11 protein-coding genes are annotated in these 10,756 nt (G+C 63.5%); 4 read left to right on the top strand and 7 right to left on the bottom strand.

What is annotated here, in order from left to right; genetic code table 11:
• The first annotated feature begins 202 nt into the window (after positions 1-202).
• Positions 203-676 (top strand): Lrp/AsnC family transcriptional regulator, encoded by a 474-nt coding sequence (locus AX702_RS05535; protein WP_066777214.1) that lies wholly within the window; start codon positions 203-205, stop codon positions 674-676.
• Here the strand turns inward: AX702_RS05535 and AX702_RS05530 are convergent.
• Positions 673-879 (bottom strand): hypothetical protein, encoded by a 207-nt coding sequence (locus AX702_RS05530; RefSeq protein WP_066777211.1) that lies wholly within the window; start codon positions 877-879, stop codon positions 673-675. The two genes, AX702_RS05535 and AX702_RS05530, sit on opposite strands and share 4 nt — an antisense overlap.
• Before the next feature lie 69 nt (positions 880-948).
• The gene (locus tag AX702_RS05525) at positions 949-1,161 is read right to left on the bottom strand and encodes a cold-shock protein (RefSeq protein ID WP_066777209.1); all 213 of its coding nucleotides are present in this window, start codon (positions 1,159-1,161) and stop codon (positions 949-951) included.
• A 346-nt stretch (positions 1,162-1,507) separates the two neighbouring features.
• On the opposite strand from AX702_RS05525, the gene AX702_RS22810 reads away from it, so the two are divergent.
• Together AX702_RS22810 and AX702_RS05520 are read left to right on the top strand one after the other, a co-directional pair.
• Positions 1,508-1,726, top strand: coding sequence for a type I restriction endonuclease (locus tag AX702_RS22810; RefSeq protein ID WP_231731738.1), 219 nt, complete (start codon positions 1,508-1,510; stop codon positions 1,724-1,726).
• Positions 1,629-2,579, top strand: coding sequence for a type I restriction enzyme HsdR N-terminal domain-containing protein (locus tag AX702_RS05520; RefSeq protein ID WP_331710377.1), 951 nt, complete (start codon positions 1,629-1,631; stop codon positions 2,577-2,579). The genes AX702_RS22810 and AX702_RS05520 overlap by 98 nt, the downstream gene beginning before the upstream one ends.
• A 156-nt stretch (positions 2,580-2,735) precedes the next feature.
• Here the strand turns inward: AX702_RS05520 and AX702_RS05510 are convergent, their stop codons facing one another.
• The 4 genes from AX702_RS05510 to AX702_RS05495 form a co-directional block, all read right to left on the bottom strand.
• On the bottom strand, positions 2,736-3,284 hold the full coding sequence (locus AX702_RS05510) for a hypothetical protein (RefSeq protein WP_066777204.1): 549 nt from the start codon (positions 3,282-3,284) through the stop codon (positions 2,736-2,738).
• Positions 3,281-3,817 (bottom strand): hypothetical protein, encoded by a 537-nt coding sequence (locus AX702_RS05505; protein ID WP_066777200.1) that lies wholly within the window; start codon positions 3,815-3,817, stop codon positions 3,281-3,283. Before AX702_RS05505 ends, AX702_RS05510 begins: the two co-directional genes overlap by 4 nt.
• Positions 3,818-3,821: 4 nt before the next feature.
• Positions 3,822-6,815 (bottom strand): excinuclease ABC subunit UvrA, encoded by a 2,994-nt coding sequence (gene uvrA / locus AX702_RS05500; protein WP_066777195.1) that lies wholly within the window; start codon positions 6,813-6,815, stop codon positions 3,822-3,824.
• Between the two features lie 82 nt (positions 6,816-6,897).
• Positions 6,898-8,088 carry a tetratricopeptide repeat protein gene (locus AX702_RS05495; protein WP_066777192.1) on the bottom strand — a complete coding sequence of 397 codons (1,191 nt, stop codon included), beginning with the start codon at positions 8,086-8,088 and terminating at the stop codon, positions 6,898-6,900.
• A 355-nt stretch (positions 8,089-8,443) separates the two neighbouring features.
• Here AX702_RS05495 and AX702_RS05490 point away from each other — a divergent pair, with 355 nt between their 5' ends.
• Entirely contained in the window at positions 8,444-9,544 is a 1,101-nt protein-coding gene (locus AX702_RS05490) for a glycosyltransferase 61 family protein (RefSeq protein ID WP_156455369.1), read from the top strand.
• Here the strand turns inward: AX702_RS05490 and AX702_RS05485 are convergent.
• The coding region (locus tag AX702_RS05485) for a Coenzyme F420 hydrogenase/dehydrogenase, beta subunit C-terminal domain (RefSeq protein ID WP_156455368.1) at positions 9,541-10,756 on the bottom strand (1,216 nt) is incomplete at its 5' end. The genes AX702_RS05490 and AX702_RS05485 overlap by 4 nt on opposite strands.

The raw sequence follows: 10,756 nt of genomic DNA, 5'->3' as shown, positions 1-10,756 counted from the left end.
TGGCGGCGGTGATGGCGGCGCGCAGCGGAGTGGCGGGGCGGACCGGCGGGGCGAAATCGGCGAACAATGGCGACAGGGTGGGCATCGATGATTCCAGCGGATGACGTGCGCCGGATATAGTGATTGTCGCCAAGGCAATCCGACTTATGATTGCTGTTCCGGCAGACCGTTCGGCTTGTTGATGATCCTGGCAGAAGGCGAAATGGACGTTTCAATTCTTGGCGGTGACGATATCGACCAGTTCGACCGGCGCATCATCGAGGTGCTGAGGAGCGACGGGCGGATCTCCGTTACCGAACTGGCGCAGCGCGTGGGGCTGTCCAAGACGCCGTGCCAGACCCGACTCAAGCGGCTGACCGACCGCGGTTTCATCCGCGGGTTCAAGGCGGTAGTGGATCCCGCGCGGCTGGGGCTGGGCCATGTCGCCTTCACGGAGGTGAAGCTGTCGGACACCAGGGAGGCGGCACTGGCCGAATTCCGGCGCGGCGTGCTGGCCATCGCGGAAGTGGAGGAATGCCACATGATCGCCAGCAGCTTCGATTACCTGCTGAAGATCCGCACCCGCGACATCCGCCACTACCGCGACATCCTGGGCGAGCGGATCTCGACACTGCCGCATGTCGCCAGCACCTCCACCTTTGTGGCGATGGAAGCGATCCGCGAGGGCGGCTTCTAGAGCTCGACCGGCTGCCGCTGCGCCGCCGTCGCGGCCTCGCGCTCGGTGCGCTGGGTGGCGACGCGCTCGGCACGATCGGCCATAGTCTCCCACGCCCGTGCGGCACGCTCACAGCGTTCGCGCACGTTATCGAGCGTCGCGTCGCGGGCATTGGCAAACTCGCTGGCGGCGCGGGCGCGGTACACGGTTGCATCATCGGCCATGGGGCGGGCTCCCTTTTGCTGTTCAAGGTCGCCGGCCGGCACCATCGCCGGCCGGCGGATGCGCGATGCTTATTCCGCGGCTTCGAGCGAGACCGCGCTGGTGCGGCCGCGACGATCATTCTCCAGCTCGTAGCTGACGCGCTGGTTCTGGTTCAGCGTGATGAAGCCGGCGCGCTCCACGGCGGAAATGTGCACAAAGGCGTCCGGGCCGCCATTGTCCGGCGCGATGAAGCCGAAGCCCTTGTCGGCGTTGAAGAATTTGACGGTGCCGATGTTGGCCATGGGGTATCCTTCTTGTTTCGGACGGGCGAGCCGATGACCGGAGCGCCCGGTGCCGCGGCAGCAGGGAAAGAAGGAAGAAGGTGCCGCAAAGCGCCAAAGACCGTCGATTTGCGAACGTAGCAGGCGACATATAGGGGCGCCGGCCCTGAATAGCGAATCAGCATCGGTGTGAACAGTTCCGCAGAGAATTGCGCGAGGCGAGCGGCGGCGGGGGCTGGCCTGGGCGCTGCTGAAGCCGGCAGGGTCGGAATGATGAAATCAACTATCCAAAATGCTTGTCAAAGGAAGTGCTTGCAGATTGCGACATCTCTAGACAGAATTTGGTTCGTCAACCGGGGGGTGGAACATGGATCTCGCAACGCGTCTAGCCGAACTTCAAAAGCGAACAATCGAACATCGCGAGGTCCTTCTAACAGAAGAGGCAGCGAAGACGGCGCTGGTAATGCCGTTCTTGCAGTCTCTTGGATATGACGTTTTCAATCCTGAGGAAGTGGTCCCAGAATTTACGGCTGATGTTGGTATCAAGAAGGGTGAAAAAGGTAGACTACGCCATCTGCGCCGATAGCAAAGTGAATATATTGGTTGAGTGTAGACCATCAACATCAGAGCTTAATGTAAGCCATGCGTCACAGCTTTTCAGGTACTTCTCAACTACAGAGGCGCGCTTGGCCGTGCTTACAAACGGTGTGAACTACCATTTTTTCTCCGATGTGGAGAAGCCGAATAAGATGGACGAGCGACCATTTTTCACGTTTTGCATGGATGCAATCAAGCCAAGCGATGTGCGCACGCTAGAGAAGTTTGGTAAAAGCGACTTTGATATTAAAAAGATAATTCAAGAAGCGGGAATTCTGAAGCTTCAATCACTGCTCAGGAAAGCCATCGAACAAGAATTTTCTGAGCCATCCGACGAGTTCGTAAGACTTTTCGCTGGGCGGGTGATCGAGGGACGTATCACACCGGCGGCCAAAGAAAGTATCGCTCGCTTGGTTCCCAGTACCATAGGGGCATTGATACGGGACCGGGTGAACGAGCGGCTCTCATCCGCGCTGAACGCTACCACTCCTGTGATGGTCGAGCCAGATGAAGGCGAAATCTCTTTACCTGAAGAGGGTATCGTCACGACTCAGGAAGAGCTTGGTGGATTTCATATTGTCCAAGCGATAGCCTCCCGGTTTGTTAACCCGAAACGCATCGCGATCAGGGATAGCAAGAGTTATTGCGCGATCCTGCTCGACGACAACAACCGCAAGACAATCGCAAGAATGTGGTTCAATTCGCCCACCACCCGCTACTTCGGAACGTTCGAAGGCAAGGAAGAAACACGCCACCTGATGCCGGAACTTACCGGTATCTACCAGCTCATGCCGCAAATCGAAGCGCGCTTACGTGAGTTGGACGAAACGATACCAGCGTAAGGCTACCAACAGCCACCCGCATCTTCGATCGCCTTCAGCAGCGCGCGCTTGCTTTCAGTGCGGCGAGTGCCGCTGTTGCGGGACACGGCGTTGATCCCTGTTTCCTCACGTCGGCGCGCGATGTCCGCGGCAAGCTCCGCAAGAGGGATCGCGCGATCAGTCCCTGAGATCTTCGATGCCATATTCGCCTGCGCTTTCGTGCCGGATGCGGGCGTCCATATAATCCAGGTCCACGTCCGCATGAAGGCCGAACAGCTTCTTCGCTTGATCCAGCATGGCTGGCGCAGCGCCGGACGCGAATTGGCCCATACGATCAGCGATCGTGTCTTCAACCGAGATGATCGCTGCTCGTCCGTCAGCGCCGAGATCGACCAAGACAACGCGGTCGCGATCGGCGGCGCCATCCAGCAACAGCGATGAGACGACTTCAAAACCCAGCATCAGTTCGGGATGCAACCAGCCCAAGGGCGTATGGCCGGGCCCTCCCGGCTTAGTGAACCCGAGACGCTGTAGCTCCTGCTCAAACTCTTCCTGTCGTGCGGTGACAATGTCGAAGTCGCCGGTGCTGACGGCGCTTAACGTGTATAGTTCGACTGCGCCGCCGCCGACCAGAACCGGCGGAAGGAAGCCGCGTGCCCGCATTGCTTCGCTGGCGCGGGCGAAAAGGCGCAGGCCGGCTTCGAATTCGGGGCGGTAAGCGGTCATCCCGCCAGTTCCCGCGGCGACGTTGCTGGATCATTAGCTGGGCGGATGGCCTTATTGGCACTTACACGCCGAGTAATGGAGCGGTTTTGCTTGATATAGGCGAATGCGAAGAGAGCGGTCGCGGCAGCAATCAAGATTGCGCCTGCCGCGCCGTGCCGCAGCCAGGCTTCTGGCAGGACGGCGCTTAATAGATAGGCGATGAGGCCGATCCCGCAGGCCCCGGTCATCGTTCGATAGGTGTTGCTGGTTTCAAGCAGCACGGAAACCATATTATCTTCCGAGGTTGCCCGGACATAGTCGTTGTAACTCGAGCGCTGGATCAGTCCGGCCCGTTTCATCAAGGGGTCGAGGATCAGTGAGCCCACGCGGCTGACTGCCATACCAACCACATAGAACACGACCAGCTTGGCGACGATGTCGATCCGATCGAGATAGATCAATTGCTGTCCGTGCAGAAACAGGCAAAGGACTGTGCCAGGAACGAGATAGTTGAAGATGTTGTAAGAAGAAAACTTCGATACCACCTCGTTCATAGTTTCACTCCGCCGCTTCTGCCTCGCGCTTGGTGAGAAGTGGGGCGAGGTATTTGCCCGTGAAGCTCCGCGGCTCTGCCGCCACCACCTCGGGCGTACCTTCGGCGACGATCTCGCCGCCCTTCACGCCGCCCTCGGGGCCGAGGTCCAGCACCCAGTCGGCGGTCTTGATGACGTCGAGGTTGTGCTCGATCACCACCACCGTGTTGCCCTGCTCGACCAGCGCGTGGAGCACTTCCAGGAGCTTGCGGACGTCCTCGAAGTGCAGGCCGGTGGTGGGTTCGTCCAGGATATACAGCGTGTTGCCGGTGGCGCGGCGGGCGAGTTCCTTGGCAAGCTTGACGCGCTGCGCCTCGCCGCCCGAGAGCGTCGTCGCCTGCTGGCCGACCTTGACGTAGCCGAGGCCCACCTCGACCAGCATCGCCATCTTGTCGCGGATCGGGGGCACCGCCTTGAAGAATTCCGCGGCGTCCTCGACCGTCATGTCGAGCACGTCGGCGATGGAGTGGCCCTTGAACTTAACCTCGAGCGTCTCGCGGTTGTAGCGCGCGCCGTGGCAGACGTCGCAGGTGACATAGACGTCGGGCAGGAAGTGCATCTCGATCTTGAGCACGCCGTCGCCCTGGCACGCCTCGCAGCGGCCGCCCTTGACGTTGAACGAGAAGCGGCCGGGCTTGTAGCCGCGCGCCTGCGCTTCGGGGAGCCCCGCGAACCAGTCGCGGATCTGGGTGAAGGCGCCCGTATATGTCGCCGGGTTCGAGCGCGGGGTGCGGCCGATCGGCGACTGGTCGATGTCGATCACCTTGTCGAGATGCTGGAGCCCGGTGACCTTGTCGTGCTTGCCGGCGAGGATGCGCGCGCCGTTCAGCGCGCGGGCGGCGGCGGCGTAGAGCGTGTCGATGGTGAAGCTCGACTTGCCCGAGCCCGAGACGCCGGTGATGCAGGTGAAGGTGCCGAGCGGGAGCGACGCGGTGACGCCGGTGAGGTTGTTGGCGGTGGCGTTGTGCACCGTCAGCTTCTTGCCGCTGCCCTTGCGGCGCTTCGCGGGGACGGGGACTTCGCGGGTGCCGTTGAGATAGTCAGCGGTGACCGAGCCCTTGGATTTGAGAAGCTGCTTAAGGGTGCCCTGCGCAACGATCTGGCCGCCGTGGACGCCCGCGCCGGGGCCCATGTCGATGACGTAATCGGCGGTGCGGATCGCATCCTCGTCATGCTCGACGACGAGCACGGTGTTGCCGAGATCGCGCAGGCGGCGGAGCGTGGCGAGCAGCATGTCGTTGTCGCGCTGATGGAGCCCGATCGAGGGCTCGTCGAGGACGTAGAGGACGCCCGACAGGCCGCTGCCGATCTGCGACGCGAGGCGGATGCGCTGGCTCTCGCCGCCGGATAGAGTGCCCGACGTGCGGTCAAGGTTCAGGTAATCGAGGCCGACGTTGTTGAGGAAGCCGAGGCGCTCGACGATCTCCTTGAGGATGCGCTCGGCGATGGCGCGCTGCTGCGGGTTGAGGTGATCGGGGAGCTGGGTGAAGAAGGCGAGCGCGTCGACCACCGATAGGCGGGTGGCGTGGCTGATGTCCTGCATCGCCACCTTCACCGCCAGCGCCTCGGGCTTGAGGCGCGCGCCGTTGCAGACCTCGCACGGCTGGGAGGATTGATACTTGCCGAGCTCCTCCTTCATCCAGGCGGATTCAGTCTGCAGCATGCGGCGGTTGAGGTTGCCGATGACGCCCTCGAACGGCTTCTTGACGTCGTAGCTCTTCTTGCCGTCGATGAAGGTGAGGGTGACGGGCTTGCCGCGGGTGCCGTGGAGGATCGTCTGCTGGATCTCGGGCGGGAGATCGGACCAGGGCGTGTCCAGGCTGAAGCCGAATTCGCGCGCGAGGCTGCCGAGGACCTGCATGTAATAAGGCGAGGGCGGGTTCGACTTCGCCCAGGGAACGACGGCGCCCTTCTTGATGGTAAGCGCGTGGTTGGGGACGACGAGGTCCTCGTCGAAGATCAGTTTCTCGCCGAGGCCGTCGCAGGCGGGGCAGGCGCCCTGGGGCGCGTTGAAGGAGAAGAGGCGCGGCTCGATCTCGGCGATGGTGAAGCCGCTGACCGGGCAGGCGAAGCGTTCGGAGAAGACGATGCGGTTGGCGGGGATGCCGGCATTCTTCATCTTGCCGCCGTCCACGCCCGTTCGCCCCGAGCCTGTCGAAGGGCGTGTCTCGGACGTGCCGTCTGCGGCACGTGCTTCGACAGGCTCAGCACGAACGGAGGAGGTGGCTTCCTCAACGGTAGTATCCGCCAGGTCGACATAGGCGAGGCCGTCCGCCAGCTTCAGCGCGGTCTCGAAGCTGTCGGCCAGGCGGGTCGCAATGTCTGCGTTCACCGCGAGGCGGTCGACCACCACCTCGATGTCGTGCTTGTACTTCTTGTCGAGCGCTGGAGCGTCCTCGATCTCGTGGATCTCGCCGTCGATGCGGACGCGGGTGAAGCCCGCCTTCTGCCACTCGGCCAGTTCCTTGCGGTATTCGCCCTTGCGGCCGCGAACGACGGGAGCGAGCAAATACAGCCGCGTGCCCTCGGGCAGCGCCATGACGCGGTCGACCATCTGCGACACGGTCTGCGCAGCGATCGGCTCTCCGGTGACGGGGCTGTAGGGCACGCCGACGCGCGCCCAGAGCAGGCGCATGTAATCGTAGATCTCGGTGACCGTCGCGACGGTCGATCGCGGGTTGCGGCTGGTGGTCTTCTGCTCGATCGAGATGGCGGGCGAGAGGCCCTCGATATGATCAACGTCGGGCTTCTGCATCAGTTCGAGGAACTGGCGGGCGTAGGCGGAAAGCGACTCGACGTAGCGGCGCTGCCCCTCGGCATAGATGGTGTCGAAGGCGAGGCTCGACTTGCCCGAGCCGGACAGACCGGTGATCACCGTCAGCGTATCGCGCGGGATATCGACGCTCACGTCCTTGAGATTGTGCTCGCGCGCGCCGCGGACGGAGATGTGAGTCAGCATGCTGTAGGTTCTACTTCCGTTCCGGTCGGGAGGATAGACCCGGGATGTAGGAAGCGGGCGCGGCGGATGCCAGCGGTGGTGATTAGCGCCGGCCCTCCCGGCCCATGGACGGCAGCTTGGCGCGGGTCGCCTTGGCCTCATCATGCTGGCCGAGGCTCTGCTGAATATTCGCCATCGTATTCAGAGTCCACAGATGGCCCGGTTCGCGGGCGAGCGCGGCTTGCAGCTTTACCAGCGCAGCGTCCGCATCTTTCTTCGCCAGGCTGAGAATGGCTTCTCCGCGAAGCAGCAGCACGCTGGACGGGTTTATGCCGCGTACTGCATCAAGGTCGCGCTCCGCCGCAGCAAAGTCACCGCGCTCCGCGTAAAGGTTGGCGCGCCAAACAAGCATAGACTCGTCCCGAGGCCTGTCGTGCAGAACGCGGGTGATGTCGGCGGTCGCTTCGAGCAGTGCGCCGGTCGCGGCGTAGGCTTGGGCTCGCTGCTCATAGCCTTCCGTGTTGTCGGGGCGAAGCTTCAGCGATTGGCCAAAATCTTCGATGGCGAACTGATATTGCTCGCCTTCGAGGTAAAGCAGACCGCGATTGTAGAGCGCATAGGAGTCGCTGGGATCGAGTTCCAATGCGCGGTTGTAATCGTCGATCGCGCGATCCGACTGGCCGAGGCTATGCCGCGCAATCCCGCGGTTGCGCATGAAATCAGCACGGTCTTCGCGTGAGAGACTTTGGTCGACGAGCAGACCGTCACAGGCTGAAAGTTGTTCCTGAGGCGACAGTTTGTCTTGATAGTTGAAGCACCGGTCGCGTTCCTGATCGGCAATCGTAGCAACCCCGCCAAACAGAAAAATGCCGCCCAGGATGATGTTCCAGGCTGCCGAGCCCCAGAAGCGGCGGGGATACGCGGCGCGCTCGTAGGTACGATTGAACCCGCGCACGAGCGGCTCGATCGTGCCGGTCGCCAACGCTCTGGCGACGGTGAAAAGCGAGCCACAGCCGAGGGCGCCGAGTACGATCGGCTGGAAGCTAGGCGAGCGGGCGAAGCGTTCCGCAGCCGGGGTGAAAATAAAGATCGCGAAACCAGCCAGCGCGACGAGAAGCCCGGAGCAGTAAATGAACTGCCGTTCCGATCGCCACGACAGGTCGAGCGGCGGCGCGGCAACGTCCCGGCGGCTCGGATCGGCCGCGACATAGCGATAGACGTAGGCGACCGGGGCGTAGGCGGTCGCGACGATGCCGATGAGCAGCCAGACCTGAACGGGAATGTCGTCGAACATCGGCGCGCAGAGTGGCGGGTCGGGGAAGGAGCCGCAAGCGCGATCGCGGCGGCCCCTTTTGCCCGATCAAATTCTCGCGTTGGCCAGAGCGAGGCGCATTCTCTTGAGATTGCCGGTCTTCTCCACGGGAACCTTTGGCAGAGCGAATGGCAGCGGCTGCCGCTGGGAAAGTGGAAAATCGTGACGGCGGCACGAGCTTGCGAAGAGGCGGGATCAGCTTTAGCGCCGATGGCGACGCCGCCTGCTGCGGCAAGGGGGAGGAACGGTGGCGGCAGGCGGTCCTGTTTCACGCACAATCCGGTGGGCGCATGTGCAGGCCGCGGAGCGACCTGCGGGCCAATTTCACGGCGGCCCCGTGCTGGGCGACGATCCGGAAAGCATGCTGCTGCGGCACAATCGTTCAGGCCAGGTAGTGGACCATTTCGCGCCCGCGCCGCGCGATCCCGTGATTTTGCGGGGTTCCTACGCCTATCTCGGACGGACGTTCGGCCATTTTGGCCACATCATGTCCGAAATGATCCACCGCATTCTGCCGTCCCGGCAGGTGGCGAAGCGGCCGCACTGGCTGATCGTGCATCAGCGCGGCAGCCCGCCGACGTTCGAGGCGCTGGCGCCGGTTGCACAGGCGATGCTGCGCCTGCTGGGGGTGAATGAGCGTAATTGCACGGTGATCGCGAAGGACACGATTGTCGAGGAGCTGCTGATCGTCGAGGCGGGCGCGGAATTGGGCAGCGTGCCCAAGGGCTGGTACCTCGATCTGTTGAACCGGCGCGGGCCGGGACGGGGGCCGCTGGACGATACCTTTCCGAAGAAGGTGTACGTTTCGAGGAGCGGGCTCGAGGACAAATCCGGGCTGCTGGGCGAGAAGGTACTCGAATCCATCTTGGTGGACGCGGGCTTTCACATCATGTACAGCGAGAAGCTGCCGCTGCCGCGGCAATTCGCACTGTATCGCAATGCCGAGGTGCTGTTGTTTGCCGAGGGGTCGGCGTGCCACGGCGTTGAATTATTCGGCCATGACACGCTGCGCCACGCCATTCTGATGAACCGCCGGCCAAAGGTTGCGACCGCGTTCGATCGCGTGCTGGCGCCGCGTGCGCGGCGCTTCGACCATTTCACGGGCAACCCGTTCTTCGGCACCGCAGCGTTCAACGGGCGGGGCGATCCGCGCGCCGATCGCGGCGTATCCGCCATCGCGCTACACGATCTGGTAGCGTTTCTGGCGGAGATCGGCGTGGCGACGGTGCCGCGGGTGCCGGCGCTTGCCTATCTCGCGGCGGCCCATGCCGATCTGACGCTCTATACCGATCGCGCTACCGCCGTGACGCGGCGATTGCAGCCCGAGCTGCTGCCGAAGCAGCTGGCGCTGGTCGAGCGGCTGCATGACGTGTTCACCGCATCGGTCCAAGCGGGGGCGCGGATCGGGCCGGTGCCGCGCCACCCCATGCCGGCCTAGCCCTCCACGCCGTCCAGCCGGGCGAGCCACTTGCCGAGGCGACCGCGTTTGTAAGCGAGCGCCTGATAGACGTAGAGGCTGGCCTTGGCCCAACCCACATAGAGCATCGGCCAGTTCAGGCGCTTCGCGGCCCAGGACATGCGGTGACTCCACCAGGCTATGGCGGCGCGGGTGCGGTAGATGGCGCGGCGGCGCGGCGGGTGGCCGGTGGCGCGGGGAGCGACGCGCTTGACGGGCGTCACGCGGCGCTTCTGCCACGTGAGGCGATAGGCTAGGCCATCGCGGCGCTGGCGGAAGCCGGCGGCTTGGGTTCCCGCGATGAAATCGGCGTCGACCTGTTCAAGGGCGAGGCGGCCGTTGTCGATCGCATTGGCGATGCTGGCGGCGATTTCCGGACTGCGGACGATCACGACGTTGGTGCCGCGGCCGTCTGACGAATAGGGCTCCACCCAGGCATCGCCGAAGGAGACGTCGGCGCATTCGGCGACCACGTCGTCGCAGGCGTCACATGCGGAGTTCTGGAAAAAGCCGGCGCCCCAGTCTCCGTCGGCGAGGTGGAACCAGTCCTGCCAGCGCGCGGTGCCGTCGTTGAGCGTCAGGTGCGCGGTGTACCAATTGGCGGGGCGATCCGGATCCTTGCGGCGATATTCCACGGCGCGCACCTCGTCACGCGGGACCCCTAGCTGCCAGGCAAAGCTGTCGACAAAGGCGGCGCTTTTCATGTGGCCGCAGAAAAGGCCCAAGAGGTGGGTGACGCGCTCGTTCAGGATCGGGTCCTGCTCACGCAGCAGGCTTACCGCCTTGATGAAACACGGAATGCCGACGATCGCATAGCGACCGGGCGTGGCGCGGATTTCCGCCAGCACCTCAGCGAGGTCGACAGGGTAGTAGCGCGAGCGGGCGCCCTGGAGGATTTGCTCGGGCGTGCGCGAGATCCGGTAGTGGAAAAGGCGGTCGCCGGTCGCGGGAATGACATGGGCGACGCCGTCGATCTGGCCGGACGCGAGCAGGTCGGCGGCGACCCAGCTTACCATGCCCCCGCTGCTGCCGCGCTCCCGGAAGGGCGCTTGGTGGGCGTGGCCGACGTAATTGGCTTCGTAGCGGCCGAGGCGGGGGTCGTGGTGTGGGGCGCGTGGGAAGCGGGTGGCGGCGAGTTGGTCTTCGTTTCGGGCGGTGGGGGAGAAGGGGCAGGTTTGCGCGAACGCTGTGGGG

This window comes from Sphingomonas sp. CCH5-D11, assembly GCF_001557395.1.
Taxonomy (GTDB): Bacteria; Pseudomonadota; Alphaproteobacteria; order Sphingomonadales; family Sphingomonadaceae; genus Sphingomonas.
The sequence above is the reverse complement of the archived record's forward strand: the minus strand, read 5'-3'. Positions and strand labels throughout refer to the sequence as shown.

Bases quoted from the DNA above. Each gene is read 5' to 3' on its own strand.
- AX702_RS05535 (WP_066777214.1), top strand. From the start codon at position 203: ATGGACGTTTCAATTCTTGGCGGTGACGATATCGACCAGTTCGACCGG.
- AX702_RS05530 (WP_066777211.1), bottom strand. From the start codon at position 879: ATGGCCGATGATGCAACCGTGTACCGCGCCCGCGCCGCCAGCGAGTTT.
- AX702_RS05525 (WP_066777209.1), bottom strand. From the start codon at position 1,161: ATGGCCAACATCGGCACCGTCAAATTCTTCAACGCCGACAAGGGCTTC.
- AX702_RS22810 (WP_231731738.1), top strand. From the start codon at position 1,508: ATGGATCTCGCAACGCGTCTAGCCGAACTTCAAAAGCGAACAATCGAA.
- AX702_RS05520 (WP_331710377.1), top strand. From the start codon at position 1,629: ATGACGTTTTCAATCCTGAGGAAGTGGTCCCAGAATTTACGGCTGATG.
- AX702_RS05510 (WP_066777204.1), bottom strand. From the start codon at position 3,284: ATGACCGCTTACCGCCCCGAATTCGAAGCCGGCCTGCGCCTTTTCGCC.
- AX702_RS05505 (WP_066777200.1), bottom strand. From the start codon at position 3,817: ATGAACGAGGTGGTATCGAAGTTTTCTTCTTACAACATCTTCAACTAT.
- uvrA (WP_066777195.1), bottom strand. From the start codon at position 6,815: ATGCTGACTCACATCTCCGTCCGCGGCGCGCGCGAGCACAATCTCAAG.
- AX702_RS05495 (WP_066777192.1), bottom strand. From the start codon at position 8,088: ATGTTCGACGACATTCCCGTTCAGGTCTGGCTGCTCATCGGCATCGTC.